The organism is Pseudomonas sp. AC355 (assembly GCF_979258205.1).
Map to the genome: position 1 here is coordinate 5,105,854 of NZ_OZ409843.1, position 18,272 is coordinate 5,124,125.

Annotated in this window: 19 protein-coding genes and 1 pseudogene; 19 read left to right on the plus strand and 1 reads right to left on the minus strand. The window is 60.6% G+C overall.

The window, feature by feature from the left end; translation table 11 throughout:
- The first annotated feature begins 39 nt into the window (after positions 1-39).
- The 18 genes and pseudogenes from ACZ0AI_RS23760 to ACZ0AI_RS23845 all read left to right on the plus strand — a co-directional run bounded on the left by ACZ0AI_RS23760 (position 40) and on the right by ACZ0AI_RS23845 (position 16,025).
- Complete coding sequence (locus tag ACZ0AI_RS23760) at positions 40-1,254, plus strand: IscS subfamily cysteine desulfurase (RefSeq protein ID WP_463563961.1); 1,215 nt, start codon at positions 40-42, stop codon at positions 1,252-1,254.
- A 42-nt stretch (positions 1,255-1,296) separates the two neighbouring features.
- Positions 1,297-1,683: a Fe-S cluster assembly scaffold IscU gene (gene iscU / locus ACZ0AI_RS23765; protein ID WP_002552476.1), complete on the plus strand. Its 387-nt coding sequence runs from the start codon at positions 1,297-1,299 to the stop codon at positions 1,681-1,683.
- A gap of 12 nt (positions 1,684-1,695) precedes the next feature.
- Positions 1,696-2,019, plus strand: coding sequence for an iron-sulfur cluster assembly protein IscA (gene iscA, locus ACZ0AI_RS23770; protein ID WP_463563962.1), 324 nt, complete (start codon positions 1,696-1,698; stop codon positions 2,017-2,019).
- Positions 2,019-2,546 carry a co-chaperone HscB gene (gene hscB, locus ACZ0AI_RS23775; RefSeq protein ID WP_463563963.1) on the plus strand — a complete coding sequence of 176 codons (528 nt, stop codon included), beginning with the start codon at positions 2,019-2,021 and terminating at the stop codon, positions 2,544-2,546. The genes iscA and hscB overlap by 1 nt, the downstream gene beginning before the upstream one ends.
- A gap of 54 nt (positions 2,547-2,600) precedes the next feature.
- A complete protein-coding gene (gene hscA, locus ACZ0AI_RS23780) occupies positions 2,601-4,466 on the plus strand; it encodes a Fe-S protein assembly chaperone HscA (protein ID WP_463563964.1) in 1,866 nt (621 codons plus the stop codon).
- 3 nt (positions 4,467-4,469) lie between these two features.
- Positions 4,470-4,811, plus strand: a complete 342-nt coding sequence (fdx, locus tag ACZ0AI_RS23785) for an ISC system 2Fe-2S type ferredoxin (protein WP_463563965.1) — start codon at positions 4,470-4,472, stop codon at positions 4,809-4,811.
- 15 nt (positions 4,812-4,826) lie between these two features.
- Positions 4,827-5,027, plus strand: a complete 201-nt coding sequence (iscX, locus tag ACZ0AI_RS23790; RefSeq protein WP_463563966.1) for a Fe-S cluster assembly protein IscX — start codon at positions 4,827-4,829, stop codon at positions 5,025-5,027.
- 140 nt (positions 5,028-5,167) lie between these two features.
- Positions 5,168-5,599: a nucleoside-diphosphate kinase gene (gene ndk, locus ACZ0AI_RS23795; protein ID WP_463566201.1), complete on the plus strand. Its 432-nt coding sequence runs from the start codon at positions 5,168-5,170 to the stop codon at positions 5,597-5,599.
- Between the two features lie 24 nt (positions 5,600-5,623).
- Positions 5,624-6,772, plus strand: a complete 1,149-nt coding sequence (gene rlmN / locus ACZ0AI_RS23800; RefSeq protein ID WP_463563967.1) for a dual-specificity RNA methyltransferase RlmN — start codon at positions 5,624-5,626, stop codon at positions 6,770-6,772.
- A gap of 10 nt (positions 6,773-6,782) precedes the next feature.
- On the plus strand, positions 6,783-7,547 hold the full coding sequence (gene pilW / locus ACZ0AI_RS23805; RefSeq protein ID WP_463563968.1) for a type IV pilus biogenesis/stability protein PilW: 765 nt from the start codon (positions 6,783-6,785) through the stop codon (positions 7,545-7,547).
- The gene (locus tag ACZ0AI_RS23810) at positions 7,544-8,545 is read left to right on the plus strand and encodes a RodZ domain-containing protein (RefSeq protein ID WP_463563969.1); all 1,002 of its coding nucleotides are present in this window, start codon (positions 7,544-7,546) and stop codon (positions 8,543-8,545) included. The genes pilW and ACZ0AI_RS23810 overlap by 4 nt, the downstream gene beginning before the upstream one ends.
- A 1-nt stretch (position 8,546) precedes the next feature.
- Positions 8,547-9,659 (plus strand): flavodoxin-dependent (E)-4-hydroxy-3-methylbut-2-enyl-diphosphate synthase, encoded by a 1,113-nt coding sequence (gene ispG, locus ACZ0AI_RS23815; protein WP_463570107.1) that lies wholly within the window; start codon positions 8,547-8,549, stop codon positions 9,657-9,659.
- Between the two features lie 20 nt (positions 9,660-9,679).
- Positions 9,680-10,969, plus strand: coding sequence for a histidine--tRNA ligase (gene hisS, locus ACZ0AI_RS23820; RefSeq protein ID WP_463563971.1), 1,290 nt, complete (start codon positions 9,680-9,682; stop codon positions 10,967-10,969).
- 33 nt (positions 10,970-11,002) lie between these two features.
- A complete protein-coding gene (locus ACZ0AI_RS23825) occupies positions 11,003-11,641 on the plus strand; it encodes a tetratricopeptide repeat protein (protein ID WP_463566019.1) in 639 nt (212 codons plus the stop codon).
- On the plus strand, positions 11,634-12,785 hold the full coding sequence (gene bamB, locus ACZ0AI_RS23830) for an outer membrane protein assembly factor BamB (RefSeq protein WP_463563972.1): 1,152 nt from the start codon (positions 11,634-11,636) through the stop codon (positions 12,783-12,785). The genes ACZ0AI_RS23825 and bamB overlap by 8 nt, the downstream gene beginning before the upstream one ends.
- Positions 12,786-12,901: 116 nt before the next feature.
- A complete protein-coding gene (gene der / locus ACZ0AI_RS23835) occupies positions 12,902-14,374 on the plus strand; it encodes a ribosome biogenesis GTPase Der (protein WP_225834412.1) in 1,473 nt (490 codons plus the stop codon).
- 258 nt (positions 14,375-14,632) lie between these two features.
- Positions 14,633-15,311, plus strand: a pseudogene (locus ACZ0AI_RS23840) (type 1 glutamine amidotransferase domain-containing protein).
- A gap of 87 nt (positions 15,312-15,398) precedes the next feature.
- Positions 15,399-16,025, plus strand: coding sequence for a glutathione S-transferase family protein (locus ACZ0AI_RS23845; RefSeq protein ID WP_463563973.1), 627 nt, complete (start codon positions 15,399-15,401; stop codon positions 16,023-16,025).
- 4 nt (positions 16,026-16,029) lie between these two features.
- Here ACZ0AI_RS23845 and ACZ0AI_RS23850 read toward each other — a convergent pair whose 3' ends face one another.
- Positions 16,030-17,499, minus strand: a complete 1,470-nt coding sequence (locus ACZ0AI_RS23850) for an efflux transporter outer membrane subunit (RefSeq protein ID WP_463563974.1) — start codon at positions 17,497-17,499, stop codon at positions 16,030-16,032.
- Between the two features lie 90 nt (positions 17,500-17,589).
- Here ACZ0AI_RS23850 and ACZ0AI_RS23855 point away from each other — a divergent pair, with 90 nt between their 5' ends.
- Positions 17,590-18,204, plus strand: coding sequence for a TetR/AcrR family transcriptional regulator (locus ACZ0AI_RS23855; protein WP_463563975.1), 615 nt, complete (start codon positions 17,590-17,592; stop codon positions 18,202-18,204).
- Positions 18,205-18,272: the final 68 nt, after the last annotated feature.

Consider the following 18,272-nt stretch of genomic DNA (forward strand, 5'->3'; position numbering starts at 1 on the left):
AAGGCGCCGGCCTGATACCTGATTAGGAGATACCGAAAAATGAAATTGCCGATCTACATGGATTACTCCGCGACAACGCCGGTCGACCCGCGTGTTGCGCAAAAAATGATCGAGTGCCTGACCAACGAAGGCAACTTCGGTAACCCGGCATCGCGTTCCCACGTGTTTGGCTGGAAAGCTGAAGAGGCGGTTGAAAACGCTCGCCGTCAAGTTGCCGAGCTGGTCAATGCCGACCCCCGCGAAATCGTCTGGACGTCCGGTGCCACCGAATCCGACAACCTCGCCATCAAGGGTGTTGCCAGCTTCTACGCAAGCAAAGGCAAGCACCTTATCACCTCGAAGATCGAGCACAAGGCGGTGCTCGACACTATGCGCCAGCTTGAGCGTGAAGGCTTCGAGGTCACCTACATCGAGCCCCGCGAAGATGGCCTGATCACGCCGGCCATGGTCGAGGCTGCACTGCGCGATGACACTACTCTGGTGTCGATCATGCACGTCAACAACGAAATCGGCACCGTCAATGACATCGCTGCGATCGGCGAGATGCTGCGGGCGCGTGGTGTGTTCTTCCACGTCGACGCCGCCCAGTCGACCGGCAAGGTCGAGATTGATCTGCAGACGCTCAAGGTCGACCTGATGTCCTTCTCAGCGCACAAGACCTACGGCCCGAAAGGCGTCGGCGCTCTGTACGTACGCCGTAAGCCGCGTATCCGCCTGGAGGCTCAGACCCACGGTGGCGGCCACGAGCGCGGCATGCGCTCCGGCACCCTGGCGACCCATCAGTGTGTCGGCATGGGCGAAGCCTTCCGCATCGCCAAGGAAGAAATGGCCGCAGAGAACGCCAAGGTACTGGCCCTGCGTGATCGTTTCTTCAAACATGTCGATGGCCTGGAAGAGTTGTACATCAACGGCAGCATGACCGCCCGTGTACCGCATAACCTGAACCTCAGCTTCAACTACGTCGAAGGTGAGTCGCTGATCATGGCCCTCAAGGATCTGGCGGTATCGTCCGGTTCGGCCTGTACCTCGGCCTCTCTGGAGCCTTCCTACGTGCTGCGCGCCCTGGGCCGCAACGACGAACTGGCGCACAGCTCGATTCGCTTCACCTTCGGTCGCTTCACCACCGAAGAGGAAGTCGACTACGCCGCGGAGAAAGTACGCGAGGCAGTCACCAAGCTGCGCGAACTGTCGCCGCTCTGGGATATGTTCAAAGAAGGTGTCGACATTTCCAAAGTGGAATGGGCAGCACACTAAAAGCTGCCGGTGAGCGGCGCCTGATGAAAGAGGATTGATAACATGGCTTACAGCGAAAAGGTCATCGACCACTACGAGAACCCGCGCAACGTCGGCAAGATGAACGCGGAAGATCCTGATGTCGGCACCGGCATGGTCGGCGCACCGGCCTGCGGCGACGTGATGCGTCTGCAGATCAAGGTCAATGAGCAAGGCGTTATCGAAGACGCCAAGTTCAAGACCTACGGCTGCGGTTCCGCCATTGCGTCCAGCTCCCTTGCCACTGAATGGATGAAGGGCAAGACGCTGGACGAGGCGGAAACCATCAAGAACACCCAACTTGCCGAAGAGTTGGCATTGCCGCCCGTAAAAATTCACTGTTCGGTACTCGCCGAGGACGCCATCAAGGCGGCCGTGCGCGACTACAAGCAGAAGAAAGGTTTGCTCTAAGGAGGTTCGTCGATGTCCATCAGCATGACTCCAGCTGCTGCCCAGCATATTCGTCGCTCGCTTGACGGCCGTGGCAAGGGCGAGGGTATTCGCCTGGGTGTGCGCACTACAGGCTGCTCCGGCTTGGCTTACGTGCTGGAGTTCGTCGACGAAACCGCCAGCGAAGATCAGGTGTTCGAGAGCCATGGCGTCAAAGTGATCATTGATCCCAAAAGCCTGGTTTACCTCGATGGCACCGAGCTGGATTTCGTCAAGGAGGGGTTGAACGAAGGCTTCAAGTTCACCAACCCGAATGTCCGTGGCGAGTGTGGCTGTGGCGAAAGCTTTAACATCTGATGAGTAGTTCTGGCCCCTGTCACTTCGCCCTGTTCGAATTGCAGCCGAGTTTCCGTCTGGATCTTGACCTGCTCGCGAGTCGTTATCGCGAGCTGGCTCGCGGGGTGCACCCTGATCGTTTTGCTGACGCTTCCGAGCGTGAGCAACGTCTGGCGCTGGAGCGTTCGGCGAGCCTCAACGAGGCCTATAGCACGCTCAAGAGCGATTCGCAGCGCGCTCGCTACCTGCTGGCGATGCGTGGGCCCGAGCTGCCGTTGGAGGTCACCGTGCAGGATGCTGACTTCCTCATGCAGCAGATGCAGTGGCGCGAAGAGCTCGAAGAGTTGCAAGACGATGCTGATCTGGCAGGGGTTGCGGCCTTCAAGGGACGTTTGAAGATCGCCAAGCAACACCTCAACGATAGCTTCGCCGAGGCCTGGGAGGACAATGCGCGCCGAGAAGAGGCCGAACGCCTGATGCGCCGCATGCAGTTCCTCGACAAACTTTCCCACGAGGTGCGTCAGCTGGAAGAGCGCCTCGACGATTAATCCGCGTACGGCTGCCGTGGCCGTGCCTGATACCCAGATAAGCACCGACTAACTATGGCTTTATTGCAGATTGCTGAGCCCGGACAGAGCCCACAACCACACCAGCGTCGTCTGGCTGTAGGGATCGATCTGGGCACCACCAATTCCCTCGTCGCAGCCGTGCGCAGCGGCGTCAGCGAGCCGTTGCCGGACAGTGAAGGGCGCCTGATTCTGCCCTCGGCCGTGCGCTACCACGCCGATCGTGTCGAGGTCGGTGAAACGGCCCGGCGTGACGCGGCCAGCGACCCCTTCAACAGCATCCTGTCGGTCAAGCGCCTGATGGGGCGCGGCCTTGCCGATGTGAAGCAGTTGGGCGAGCAATTGCCTTACCGCTTCGTCGCTGGCGAGTCGCACATGCCGTTCATCGACACCGTGCAGGGGCTGAAAAGCCCTGTGGAAGTGTCCGCTGACATCCTTCGAGTGTTGCGCCAGCGCGCCGAGGCGACTCTGGGTGGCGAGCTGGTGGGGGCGGTGATAACCGTTCCAGCCTATTTCGATGATTCCCAGCGCCAGGCTACCAAGGACGCTGCGCGTCTGGCCGGCCTGAGCGTGCTGCGCCTGCTAAATGAGCCCACTGCTGCTGCGGTTGCCTATGGCCTCGACCAAAACGCCGAAGGCGTGGTGGCGATCTACGACCTGGGCGGCGGCACCTTCGATATCTCCATCCTGCGTCTGACCGGTGGTGTGTTCGAGGTACTGGCTACCGGTGGCGACAGTGCCCTGGGTGGTGATGATTTTGACCATGCCATCGCTGGCTGGATCGTCGAGCAGGCTGGGCTGTCCGCCGATATCGCGCCGGGTGCCCAGCGCAGCCTGCTGCAGACGGCCTGCTCCGCCAAGGAAGCGCTGACCGATGCCGAGAGCGTCGAGGTCGTGCATGGGCAGTGGCGCGGTGTATTGTCCCGCGCCGGTTTCCAGGCGCTGATCGAGCCGATGGTGGCGCGCAGCTTGAAAGCCTGCCGCCGCGCCGTGCGTGATTCCGGTGTCGAGGTCGAAGACGTCGGTGCCGTGGTCATGGTCGGTGGTTCGACTCGTGTGCCGCGTGTGCGCGAGGCGGTCGGCGAGCTGTTCGGCCGTCAGCCGCTGACCGATATCGACCCGGATCAGGTGGTCGCCATCGGTGCGGCGATCCAGGCCGATGCGTTGGCCGGCAACCGCCGTGCAGACGGCGAAGAATTGCTCCTGCTGGACGTCATTCCGTTGTCTCTGGGGCTGGAAACCATGGGCGGGCTGATGGAGAAGGTGATTCCGCGCAACACCACGATTCCCGTGGCGCGTGCACAGGAATTCACTACCTATAAAGATGGCCAGAGCGCCATGATGATCCATGTGCTGCAGGGCGAGCGTGAGCTGATCAGTGATTGCCGCTCCCTGGCGCGTTTCGAGCTGCGCGGTATTCCGCCGATGGTGGCGGGTGCGGCGAAGATTCGTGTGACCTTCCAGGTGGATGCCGACGGTTTGCTCAGCGTCAGTGCCCGCGAGCTGGCGTCGGGCGTCGAAGCCAGTATCCAGGTCAAGCCGTCCTACGGCCTCACCGATGGTGAGGTGGCGCGTATGCTCAAGGATTCCTTCCAGCATGCCGGTGGCGACAAGGCCGCCCGCGCGCTGCGCGAGCAGCAGGTCGACGCACAGCGTCTGCTCGAGGCGGTCGAGGCTGCCCTGCAGGTCGATGGCGAGCGGCTGCTGGATGCCGAAGAGCGCACGGTGATCGACCTGCAGATGCAGGAACTACGTGATTTGTTGACTGGCACCGATGGTGTGGCCATCGAGCAGCAGACCAAGCGTCTGTCGCAAGTGACCGATGCTTTTGCAGCCCGGCGTATGGATTTGACGGTAAAAGCCGCGTTGTCCGGGCGCAACCTGAATGAGATTGAGGGATAACTGATGCCGCAGGTGATTTTTCTGCCCCACGAGAAATACTGCCCGCAAGGGCTGGTCGTGGAGGCGCAGCCTGGTACTTCCATTCTGGAGCTGGCCCACGAGCACCATATCGAGATGGAAAGTGCCTGTGGTGGTGTATGTGCCTGCACAACGTGCCACTGCATCGTGCGTGAGGGTTTCGACTCACTGAACGAGGCCGATGAGCTCGAAGAGGACTACCTGGACAAGGCCTGGGGGTTGGAAGCGCAGTCGCGTCTGGCCTGCCAGGCGCTCGTTGGTGAAGAAGACGTGACCGTCGAAATTCCCAAGTACTCGCTCAACCATGCCGCCGAAGCGCCGCACTGATCAGGAAGCCCACGCATGAGCCTGAAATGGGTTGATGTTCTCGAGATCGCCATCCAGCTGGCCGACGGCAAGTCGGAAGTCGATCCCCGTTACGTGAATTTCGTCCAGCTGCATCGCTGGGTGGTCGAGCTGCCGGAGTTTTCCGACGACCCGCAACGCGGCGGTGAAAAGGTGCTCGAAGCCATTCAGGCTGCGTGGATCGAAGAATCGCAGTAACGCCTCAGGGCGGTTTTTTGCCGGCCCGGATGTGCGGAGTGGGTGCCAGTACGGGCACCGCTCTTATGCTTTTGACTGGAACCCGCGTATAATTCGCGGGTTTAATTTTTGGCTTTAATCCACCGTTTCTGGAGTTTCACATGGCTGTTCAACGCACTTTCTCCATCATCAAGCCTGATGCCGTCGCTAAAAACGTTATCGGCGAGATCACCACTCGTTTCGAAAAAGCCGGCCTGAGCATCGTCGCTTCCAAGCAACTGCAACTGTCCGAGCGCGAAGCTGCTGGCTTCTATGCCGAGCACAGCGAGCGTGGTTTCTTCAAGGATCTGGTTGCATTCATGACTTCCGGTCCTGTCATCGTTCAGGTTCTGGAAGGCGAAAACGCCATCGCCAAGAACCGTGAGCTGATGGGCGCTACCAACCCGAAAGAAGCTGCTGCCGGCACCATCCGTGCTGACTTCGCTGTTTCCATCGACGAGAACGCTGTTCACGGTTCCGACTCGGAAGCTTCCGCTGCTCGCGAAATCGCATACTTCTTCTCCGCTACTGAGGTAAACGCTCGCATTCGCTAAGGCGAAGCGTGCGAAGGTGACGTCATGACCGACACGAATGGCAAAATCAACCTGCTGGGCCTGACCCAGCCGGAAATGGAGCAGTTCTTCGACAGCCTCGGAGAGAAGCGCTTTCGTGCCGGTCAGGTCATGAAGTGGATTCACCACTTTGGCGTCGATGATTTCGCCGCCATGACCAACGTCGGCAAGGCCTTGCGCGAGAAGCTCGAGGCCGCTGCCTACATTCGCGGGCCCGAAGTGGTCAGCGAAGACATTTCTACCGATGGCACCCGCAAGTGGGTCGTGCGTGTGGCGTCGGGCAGCTGCGTGGAAACCGTGTACATCCCCCAGGGTGGGCGTGGCACTCTTTGCGTTTCCTCGCAAGCCGGCTGTGCTCTGGACTGCAGCTTCTGCTCCACGGGCAAGCAAGGTTTCAACAGCGACCTCACCGCGGCCGAGATCATCGGCCAGGTGTGGATCGCCTGCAAATCGTTCGGCAGTGTGCCGGCGAAGATCGACCGTGCCGTCACCAACGTGGTGATGATGGGCATGGGCGAGCCGCTGCTGAACTTCGACAACGTCGTCGCTGCCATGAAAATCATGATGGACGACCTTGGCTACGGCATCTCCAAACGCAAGGTGACCCTGTCGACCTCCGGCGTGGTGCCGATGATCGACAAGCTCGGTGAAGTAATCGACGTGTCTCTGGCGCTGTCGCTGCACGCGCCAAACGACGAACTGCGTAGCCAGCTGGTGCCGATCAACAAGAAGTACCCACTGGAAATGCTGCTGGCTGCCTGCAAGCGTTACGTCTCCCGTCTGGGCGAGAAACGTGTGCTGACAATCGAGTACACCCTGCTCAAGGACGTGAACGATAAACTCGAGCACGCCGAGCAGATGGTTGAGCTGCTGGCGGACATACCCTGCAAGATCAACCTGATTCCGTTCAACCCGTTTCCCCATTCGGGTTACGAGCGTCCAAGCAACAACGCCATTCGCCGTTTCCAGGAACTCTTGCAAAAAGCCGGACATAACGTCACGGTGCGCACGACTCGCGGTGAAGATATCGATGCGGCTTGTGGGCAACTGGTCGGTCAGGTCATGGATCGTACCCGCCGCAGTGAACGCTACATCGCCGTGCGCCAGTTGAATGGTGACGCGGATGCTCCGCGTCCTACCGCCAGTCGTACCTGAGAGGATCTCCATGACCGTGCTGCGTTCCCTGCTGTTTCTGCTGAGTGCAAGCCTGCTCACTGCCTGTGTCTCCACCGGTGACGTCGACCCGATGAAAACGTCCGAAGGCCGCAAGAAGGCCTACGACTCTTTCGTCCAGCTTGGCATTGGCTATCTGCAGCAGGGTGAAACCGGGCCGGCCAAGGTGCCGTTGAAGAACGCGCTGAATATCGATTCGTCCGCCCCCGATGCCCACGCCGTGCTGGCCCTGGTGTTCCAGCGCGAGATGGAACCGAAACTGGCTGATGAACATTTCCGCAAATCACTGTCGAACAACCCCAAGGACGCACGGCTGCTGAACAATTACGCAGGCTTCCTGTTCGAGCAGAAACGCTACAAAGAGGCACTGGATCGCTATAGCCTCGCCGCCGAGGACAGCCTCTACCCAGAGCGTGCCCGGGTGTTCGAGAACCTCGGTATGACCGCCATGATGCTCAAGCAGCGTGACGAGGCCAAAGCCTATTTCGAGCGTTCGCTACGCCTCAACAGCCGCCAGCCGCGTGCGCTGCTGGAAATGGCGAGCCTTTCTTACGAAGACAAACAGTATGTGCCGGCGCGCAGCTATTACGAGGGCTACAGCGCCATTGCCGAACAGAACGCCCGCAGCCTGTTGTTAGGCGCGCGACTGGCCACGATCTTCGAAGATCGTGACCGTGCCGCCAGCATCGGTTTGCAGTTGAAACGTCTTTATCCCGGTACGCCGGAATACCAGCAATATCTGTCGGAGCAAAGATGAAAGCGGCCCAACCTGAAGTTGTAGCAGCTCATCACGTCAATCCTGGTGAAGCACTGCGTGCGGCGCGTGAGAGCAGGGGCTGGTCGGTCGCGGAAGTCGCGACCCAGCTCAACCTCACGTCAACGCGCCTGACCCAATTGGAAGCTGGCGAGTTCGATAAGCTGCCAGGTAATACATTCGCCCGTGGTTATATTCGCGCCTATGCCAAGCTGCTCGGCCTGGAGCAGGCGCCGCTGGTTGCCGACTTCGACCAATTCACAGGCAGCAATGCGATTGGCAGCAGTGTGCATGCACTCGGCCATATCGAAGAGCCAACGCGGTATTCGCAGAGCATCCTGCGCCTGGTCAGCTTCCTGTTGCTGGTCGGGGTGGGAAGCGCCTGTTTCTACTGGTGGCAGGATCAAGGCTGGCAGCTCGACGATCTGAAAAATGTTGGCATGGGCCACGTGGAAGTCGATGGCGCCGATGGCAATACGCAGATCCATACCCTTGATGAGCCGGAAGATCAGGCTGTGGCCGCAGCACAGAATCAAGGTGCCACCGAACTGCCGCTGCCGAGCGTTCCTGCCGAGCAGTCAGGCAACTCAGCCGACACCACGCCGGAAGCCACTGCCAGCGAACTGCTGGAACAGAACCCTCCGGCTGATACAGCCCAAGCGCCTGCCGAGGCGGGCACGCCAGCTAGCCCAGCCGCCCCTGCTGCTGCCGCCCCTGCGCCAACAAGCGCTCAGCCGCAGGCTCCGGTCGCCGCTGGGGAAGGTTTGGTGAGCCTGAAGTTCACCGCTGACTGCTGGATTCAGGTGACCGACGCCAACGGAAAAGTGGTCGCCAGTGGCCTGAAACGTGCTGGCGACAGCCTTGATGCTCGCGGCCAGGCGCCGCTCGAGCTGCGTCTGGGTTTCGCCCGCGGCGTTCAGGTTAGCTACAACGGCGCGGCCGTTGATGTGGCGCCGCACATTTCCGGTGAAACCGCACGCTTGAAGTTGGGTGGGCAGTAATATGCATGGTGAATCGCCGATCAAACGTCGCCTGTCGCGCAAGATCTGGGTGGGCTCGGTTCCGGTAGGGGGTGATGCACCCATTGCCGTGCAGAGCATGACCAACACCGACACCAATGATGTTGCCGCGACCGTCGAGCAGATTCGTCGTCTCGAAGCGGCTGGCGCCGATATCGTACGGGTATCTGTGCCGGACATGGACGCTGCCGAAGCCTTTGGCCGTATTAAAAAGCTGGTCAACCTGCCGTTGGTGGCGGACATCCACTTCGATTACCAGATCGCCCTGCGTGTGGCTGAGCTGGGCGTCGATTGCCTGCGTATCAACCCCGGAAACATCGGTCGTGAAGACCGCGTTAGAGCGGTGGTCGAGGCGGCCCGTGACAAGGGCATCCCGATCCGCATCGGCGTCAACGCCGGTTCGCTGGAAAAGGACCTGCAGAAGAAATACGGCGAGCCGACTCCAGCAGCGTTGGTAGAGTCCGCGCTGCGCCATGTAGAGCATTTGGATCGTCTGAACTTCCCGGACTTCAAGGTCAGCGTAAAGGCCTCCGATGTGTTCATGGCCGTCGAGGCGTATCGCCTGTTGTCCAAGCAAATCGAGCAACCGCTGCACCTGGGTATCACCGAAGCGGGTGGCTTGCGCTCCGGTACTGTGAAGTCCTCTGTCGGCCTGGGCATGCTGCTCGCCGATGGTATTGGCGACACCATCCGTATTTCTCTGGCCGCCGACCCGGTGGAAGAGATCAAGGTCGGCTTCGATATTCTCAAGTCGTTGCGCCTGCGTTCGCGGGGCATCAACTTCATCGCCTGCCCAAGCTGCTCGCGCCAGAACTTCGACGTGGTCAAGACCATGAACGAGCTGGAAACCCGCGTCGAGGATCTGCTGGTGCCGCTGGACGTCGCCGTGATCGGCTGCGTGGTCAACGGCCCGGGCGAAGCCAAGGAGGCACACATCGGCCTCACTGGCGGCAGCCCGAACAACCTGGTCTACATCGACGGCAAGCCCGTTTCGAAACTGACCAACACTAATCTGGTGGATGAGCTGGAAAGGCTGATCCGCACAAAGGCGGCCGAGAAGGTCGCAGCCGACGCGGCCGTGATCGTGCGCGGCTGATCCGTGCTTAAGGAAAACAATTGAGCAAGTCCCTGCAAGCCATTCGTGGCATGAACGATATCCTGCCGCAGCAGACCCCGGCCTGGCGTTACCTGGAAACTACTCTGGCAGAGCTGCTGGATAGCTACGGCTACCAGGAAATGCGCCTGCCACTCCTCGAGTTCACCGAACTGTTCGCCCGCGGCATCGGCGAGGGTACCGACGTGGTCGACAAGGAGATGTACACCTTCCTCGACCGCAATAACGAATCGCTGACCCTGCGCCCCGAAGGCACTGCAGGCTGCGTGCGCGCGGTACTCGAGCATGGCATGACCGGTGGCGGCCAGGTGCAGAAGCTCTGGTACGCGGGCCCCATGTTCCGCTACGAGAAGCCGCAGAAGGGCCGGTATCGCCAGTTCCACCAGATCGGCGTTGAAGTCTTCAATCTGCCTGGGCCGGACATCGATGCCGAGCTGATCACCCTGACCTGGCGCCTGTGGAAGCAATTGGGTCTGAGCGATGCGGTGACCCTGCAGCTCAACAGTCTGGGTTCCAGCGAAGCCCGTGCGGTGTATCGCGATGCACTGGTGGCCTACCTGCAGGAGCGCTTCGATCAGCTCGATGAAGACAGCCAGCGCCGCTTGACCACCAACCCACTGCGCATTCTTGACAGTAAGGTGGCCGCGACTCAGGCGCTGCTTGCCGACGCACCGACGCTGCACGACTACCTGGACGAAGAGTCCCGCTTGCATTTCGAGGGCCTCAAGGCACGTCTCGATGCGGTCGGTATCGCCTACCAGATCAACCCCAAGCTGGTACGTGGTCTGGATTACTACGGCCGTACGGTGTTCGAGTGGGTCACCGACAAACTCGGCTCCCAAGGCACCGTGTGTGCCGGTGGCCGTTACGATGGCCTGATCACCCAGTTCGGCGGTAAGCCGACGCCGGGTGTTGGCTTCGCCATGGGCGTCGAGCGTCTGGTGCTGCTGCTGGAAACCCTGCAGCGCGTGCCGGCCGAGCTGAGCCGCCCGGCTGATGCCTTTATTTGCGCCTTTGGCGAGCCCGCCGAGTTGGCAGCGCTGGCCCTGGCGGAAAACCTGCGTAACGAAGTTCCGGGGCTACGCCTGCTGGTTAACGCCGGTAGCGGTAGTTTCAAGAGTCAGTTCAAGAAGGCCGACAAGAGCGGCGCTACCTATGCGCTGATTCTGGGTGAGGACGAACTGGCTGCTCGCGTGGTAGGTTGCAAACCTTTGCGCGATGACAGCGAACAACAAAGCATTGCCTGGTCGGATCTTGCCGGCCATCTGGCGTCCTGCACCCAGCAGGCTTGAGCGATTTAGCGATTAAGGAGTATTGGGGTGGCGTTGAATAGCGATGATGATGAACTGGCCGGCTTCAAGGACTGGTGGCAGCGCAATGGTAAACCGCTGATAGCGGGCGGTGCCCTGGCGCTGATCGTGGTATTCGGCTGGCAGGCCTGGCAGAAGTACCAGAGCAATCAGGCTCAAGGTGCTTCCATGCTCTACCAGCAACTGCTGGAATCGGCCCTGACCCCGAGCGGTCAGCCTGACGCGGCCAAGGTGGCGGCGTTGGCAGGCCAGTTGAAGAGTGATTTCGGCGGTACTCAGTACGCTCAGTACGGCAGCCTGTTCGTGGCCAAGGTCGCGGTCGAGACTGGCAAGCTGGACGATGCTGCCAGTGAATTGCGCAGCGTTGTCGACAAGCCAGCCAATGACACCCTTGGCGAGCTCGCTCGTCAGCGTCTGGCTCGCGTGCTGGCTGCCCAGGACAAAGCCGATGAAGCCTTGAAGCTGCTTGAAGGCGACGCTGACAATGCTTATCTGGCCAGCCGCGAAGAACTCAAGGGTGACCTGCTGGTGAAGTTGGGCCGCGCCGATGATGCCCACGCTGCCTATGTGAAGGCCAAGGGTGCGCTGTCTGAAGAAGCTGCCGTGGGTGGTCTGCAGATGAAGATCGACGACCTGGCCAAAGGGGATGCATGACGTGATGCGTTGGAAGAATGTCGCACTGCTGGCCCTGGCCGTTCTGGTCGTTGGTTGCAGCAGCAACAGCAAGAAAGAACTGCCACCTGCCGAGCTTCCCAAATTCAAAGAGGAAGTGAAGCTGCAGAAAGAGTGGAGCCGTTCGATCGGTAACGGTCAGGGCGACATCTACAACATGCTCGAGCCTGTGGTCGATGGCGAGCAGATCTTCGCCGCTGATGTCGAAGGCCTGATCGTCTCCATGGAGCGCACCACCGGTAAGGTGTCCTGGAAGAAAGAACTCGAGGCACCGGTTTCCGGCGGTGTGGCTGCTGGCTACGGTATGGTTGTGGTCGGCACCCTCAAAGGTGAAGTGATCGCGCTCGATTCGTCCACTGGTGAAGAGAAGTGGCGCTCCAAGGTGCCGAGCGAAGTTCTCTCTGCTCCGGCCATCAGCAGCGACACCGTGCTGGTACAGACTCAGGATGACACGCTGGTTGCCCTGGACGCCTACAGCGGCCAGCAGCGCTGGATCTTCGAAAATACCCCGGCGGTACTGACTCTGCGCGGCACTGGCAGCCCGGTACTGACCAACCAGTTGGCCATCGCTGGTCTGTCGAGCGGTAAGGTCATCGCCCTGGATGCCCAGCGTGGCATTCCAGTCTGGGAGCAACGTGTTGCTATCCCGCAAGGCCGTTCCGAGCTTGATCGTATTGTTGATATCGACGGTGGCCTGCTGCTGTCCGGTGGCCAACTGTACGTAGTGACCTACCAGGGGCGTGTCGCTTCTCTCGATCTGGAAAGCGGCCGTGTGCTGTGGCAGCGCGAGGCCTCCAGCTCCATGGGTGTGGCGCAGGGCTTTGGTAACGTCTATGTGACCCTTGCCAGCGGCACCGTGGAAAGTATTGACGAGCGTTCGGCTTCGGCCCTGTGGAGCAACGATGCCCTGGCCCGTCGCCAGCTGTCGGCGCCTCAGGTGTTCTCCAGCTATGTCGCGTTTGGTGATCTGGAAGGCTATCTGCACCTGATCAGTCAGGTCGATGGCCGTTTCGTCGGCCGTATCCGCATTGACAGCGACGGCCTGCGTACTCGTCCGCTGGTCGTCGGCGACTGGCTGTATGCCTTTGGCAACGGCGGCAAACTGGTGGCGTTGACCATCAAGTAAAGCCCGGCTCCGCTTGTCCGGTATGGCCGGGCAAGCGGAGCAGATAGCGCAAGATTTGTGGCCGCTGCCTGTGCAGCGGCTTTTGTATTTTCTGAAATAACGAAGTGGAGAGCCGAATGGTTCCCGTAATTGCCCTGGTGGGCCGGCCGAACGTCGGCAAATCCACCCTGTTCAACCGCCTGACCCGCACCCGCGACGCGATCGTCGGTGACCTTTCGGGTCTGACCCGCGACCGCCAGTACGGCGAGGCCAAATGGCAGGGGCGTACCTATATCGTGATCGACACCGGTGGTATTTCCGGTGACGAAGAAGGCATCGACGCAAAGATGGCCGAGCAGTCCCTGCACGCCATCGAAGAAGCCGACGCCGTGCTGTTCCTGGTCGACGCCCGTGCCGGGCTGTCCGCCTCCGATCAGATGATTGGCGAGCACCTGCGCAAGCGCAACAAGCGCAGCTTCCTGGTGGTCAACAAGGTCGACAACATAGACCCGGATCTGGCCCGCGCGGAATTCGCCCCGCTGGGCATGGGCGAAGCCCTGGCCATCGCCGGTGCCCATGGCCGTGGTATCACCCAGATGCTCGAAGCGGCACTGGGCAGCTTTCCCAAGGATGCTGGCGAGCTGGCTGACGGTGAAGAACCTGAAATCGTCGCCGAGGGCGAGGAGCCCAAGCGTATTCCCGGCCCGAGCGAGAAGGACGGCATCAAGCTGGCCATCATCGGTCGTCCCAACGTCGGCAAGTCGACCCTGGTCAATCGCATGCTCGGCGAAGATCGGGTCATCGTCTACGATCAGGCCGGCACCACCCGCGACAGCATCTACATCCCGTTCGAGCGCGATGACGAGAAGTACACCCTGATCGACACTGCCGGCGTGCGCCGCCGCGGCAAGATCTTCGAAGCGGTGGAAAAGTTCTCGGTGGTGAAAACCCTGCAGGCGATTCAGGATTCCAACGTCGTGGTGTTCGTCATGGACGCCCGCGAAGGTGTGGTCGACCATGACCTCAACCTGCTCGGCTTCGTGCTCGAGAGTGGTCGTGCTTTGGTCATCGCGCTGAACAAGTGGGACGGCATGGAGCCCAGCGAGCGTGAATACGTGAAGACCGAGCTGCAACGCCGGTTGTTCTTCGTGGACTTCGCTGACATTCACTTCATCTCGGCGCTGCATGGCACCGGTGTGGGTCATATTTACAAGTCGGTGCAGGCCTCGTTCCAGTCGGCGATCACGCGCTGGCCGACCAACCGCCTGACCCAGATCCTCGAAGACGCCGTGGGCGACCATGCGCCGCCGATGGTCAACAACCGTCGCATCAAGCTGCGCTACGCTCACCTGGGTGGCGCCAACCCGCCGTTGATCGTGATCCACGGCAACCAGGTCGATGCGGTGCCCAAGTCGTATATTCGCTACCTGGAGAACACCTACCGTCGTGTACTCAAGCTGGTCGGTACGCCGATCCGTATCGAGTTCAAAGGTGGCGAGAACCCGTATGAGGGCAACAAAAATACCCTTACGGATCGCCAGGTGAACAAGAAGCGTCGCCTGATGAGCCACCACAAGAAGGCCGAGAAGAAGCGCAAGGACAAGCGCTAGGGCGAGCGGCAAGCGAGAACAGAAAACACCGGCGTAATGCCGGTGTTTTCGTTTATGTCCTGTGTCCCTCAAGAAGGGCCGTAGCCCGCTTATGGCGGTTTGCAAATATCGAGATTCGCCAAAGCGGTGGGCCGCTGGTGACGGTGTTCCTACTCAGGCGCGTACTGCTACTTGCAGCATAAACTGCAAAGCTTCGGGCACTCCGTGGCTCTTTAGGCGACTAATCCAGAACCCTACGGCCACAAGAAGGATTTCATGATGAAAGTATTGATGGTGCTGACTTCCCACGATCAGCTCGGCAACACCGGCGAGAAAACCGGCTTCTGGCTCGAAGAGTTCGCGGCCCCGTACTACGTGTTCAAGGACGCTGGCGCCGAGGTGGTGCTGGCTTCACCGGCCGGCGGCCAGCCACCGCTGAACCCGAAAAGTGACCTGCCGGATTTCCAGACCGAGCACACTCACCGCTTCAAGGCCGACCCTGCTGCACAGCAGGCCCTGGCCAATACCGTCAAGCTGGACACCATCCGTGATGCGGACTTCGACACCGTGTTCTACCCAGGCGGCCACGGTCCGCTGTGGGATCTGGCCGAGTCGAAGCTGTCCATCAGCCTGATCGAGGCCTTCGAGCGCGCCGGCAAGCCTATCGGCTTCGTCTGCCACGCCCCTGGCGTACTGCGTCACGTCAAAGCCGCCGACGGCTCGCCGCTGATCAAGGGCCGCCGCGTCACCGGCTTCACCAACGGTGAAGAGGCTGCGGTTGAGTTGACCGACGTAGTGCCGTTCCTGATCGAGGACGAGTTCCAGAAGCTTGGTGGCCTGTACGAAAAAGGTCCAGGACTGGGCGCCCTTCGTGATCGAAGACGGCAAGCTGATCACTGGCCAGAACCCCGCCAGCTCGGAAGACGTCGCCAAGGCGCTGCTCGCGCAACTCAAGTAACCGCTGAGCGAGGCTGAATCGCCTGTGCAGATGCTGCACGGGGATTCAGCCTTTTCCTGTCAGCTCGACGATCGACAAGGACATCCGATGATCACGCTTCACCACCTCAATGCCTCGCGCTCGTTGCGCATTCTCTGGCTACTGGAAGAAATCGGTGAGCCTTACAGGCTGGTTCGCTATCAGCGAAACCCCGCCACCCATCTGGCCCCGGACTCTCTCAAGCAGATTCACCCGCTGGGCAAATCACCGGTCATCGAAATCGACGGGCAGTTGCTGAGCGAGTCAGGGGCGATAGTCGAATACCTGATCCGTCGCTTTGCGCCACGGCTGGAGCCGGATTTCAGCTCGCCGGCTTATCTTCACTACCTGCAGTGGCTGCACTTTTCCGAAAGCTCGGCGATGGTGCCGGTGCTGCTGAAGATCTTCACCCGCTTCGAGCAGGACGCCGGCACCACGCTGTCGTTCCTCGGCGGCTATACCCAGACCGAGTTCGACAAGGTGCTGGGTTACCTGGATGAGTTTCTGGCCGACAAGCACTTCGTGCTCGGCGAGACGCTGTCCGGCGCGGACTTCATGCTGGCCTTCGTAGCGATCACCGTGGTGGAGCAGTTGGCCCTGGGCGAGCGGTATCCCCACCTTGCCGCCTACTTGCAGCGTCTGACTGCACTGCCAAGCTGGCAGCGAGCCGTAGCGCTGGAAGGTCAGCAGGGCTGAAGCATCAGCCGCTAACGCCGCTGTCGGCTACTTCCGGGTGAGCTTGCGGCTGCCAGCCGCCGCCCAGCGCACGGAATGCCGCTATCGCGGCGCGGGCCGACTCAATCTGCGCCTGCGCTCTCGCGTCGGAAGCCTGGAGCAGCGTCTCGTCGGCGTTGAGCACATCGATCAAGCTGGCCGTGCCGTTCTGATAAGCGATGAATGAAGATTGCCGGGCACGCGTCAGCGATGTTTCTCCCGCGATGAGGGTCGAGGCTTGAGCCTCTCGGTTCACCAGGGCAGAGAACGCATTCTCGACGTCTTCTGTCGCGCGCAGCACTGAGAGGCGATAGCTGGCGAGCGCTTCGGCTTCCTGGCCCTTGGCCTGATCGATCTGGGCATTGATGCGGCCGAAGTCGAAGAGCCTCCAGCGCAACCCCAGAACGCCCGCCGATTGGCTGGCTCCGCTGCTGAACAGGTTGCCGCCCGAGGTGGTCGCGCTGCCGATCAGCGCACCGAGTGAAAACTTTGGGTAATACTCGCTGATCGCCACGCCGATGCGCGCATTGGCAGCCTTGAGTTGGCGCTCGGCGGCGATGAGGTCGGGGCGGCGACGCAGCAGGTCGGCCGGCGAGCCGGTTTCCGAAATCTGTGGTGCCCGTGGAATTGCACTGGCTGCAGACAATTCGTCACGGTGCGTGCCTGGCGGTGCGCCGAGCACCACATCCAGCGCGTTCATGGCTGCATCTAGCCCTGCCTGTAGCACCGGTACGCTTGCCCGAACCTGCGACAGTTCGCCCTCGGTCTGATGCATCTGGAACTCGGCGGCGAGGCCTCGGCTGTGCAGCAGACGAACTTTTTCCAGCAAGTCCTCCTGGGTTTTGACCTGACGCTCGGCAATCTCGAGGCGGGCCTGCAAGCCACGAATGGCCGTGTAGACATCCGCGGTTTGCGCGGCGATGGCCAGCCGGATGGCGACTACGCCAGCCTCGGATGCCTGATACTCGGCGACTGCGGCCTCCCGGCCACGACGCAAGCCTCCGAACACATCCAGCTCCCAGCTCGCTTCGAGGTTGGCCTCATAGCTATTACCATAGCGGTCATAGCCAGGCGTGGAGTCGAGCACCTGGCCGAGTGGCGTTTCCACTGACTGGTAGGCGCGCGCGGCTTGTCCGTTGATGCTGCCGGAGGGGAGCAGCGCCGCATTGGCTGCACCGAGCCCGGCGCGTGCCTGGGAAACACGAGCCTGTGCCTGTGCCATATCCAGGTTCTGCTCCAATGCCTTGGCGACCAGACTGCTCAGTAGCGGGTCACCGAAGCCTTCCCACCACTGTGCAAAGTTGGCGGGCTTGGCGTCTGGCCGTTGCTCTACGGCGGCCTGGCCGAGATAACGATCAGCCAGCGGAGCGTCCGCTCGCTGATAGTCCGGGCCGACCGCGCAACCTGCGACCAGGCTGGTGCTCACCACGATAGCGAGAATACGGAAGGGAGGCATAGCGTTCTCTCAGGCGAGATATAGGGTGTGACCATATTATAGATTGGTCACTTGCTGTCAATCAGCTCACCATGGAGTTAAGCTGCAGGCATGAACGAAAATATGAATACGCCATCCACGCGTGGGCCGTTGGATCATGATGTCCGCGATCAGGTCATCAGTGCGGCGACCAAGCATTTCGGCCACTACGGTTACGAGAAGACCACCGTGTCCGACCTGGCCAAGGCCATCGGTTTTTCCAAGGCCTACATCTACAAGTTCTTCGATTCCAAGCAGGCCATCGGTGAGGTGATCTGCTCGAATCGACTGGCCATGATCATGGAAATCGTTGATGCCGCCATCGCCGATGCGCCGACCGCGTCCGAGAAGCTGAGGCGTCTGTTCCGCTCGATTTCAGAGGCAGGTAGCGATCTTTTCTTCCACGACCGCAAGCTCTATGACATCGCTGCGGTCGCTTCGCGCGATCAGTGGCCGTCGGTCAAGGCTCATGAACTGCGCATCCGCGCAATCATCCAGCAGATCCTTCTCGATGGGCGTGAGGCGGGTGAATTCGAGCGCAAGACGCCGCTGGACGAAACCACCAACGCGATCTTTCTGGTTATCCGCCCGTACGTGAACTCCGCTCAGTTGCAGTACAACCTCGACACCGTTCCCGAGGCGGCCGTGCATCTGCCTGCTTTGATATTGCGTAGCTTGGCGCCGTAGATAATCTTTGTGACCATTGACAATATTGGTCACAGGTCAAAGAATGTGGTTCCCGTATTGCTCTTGAG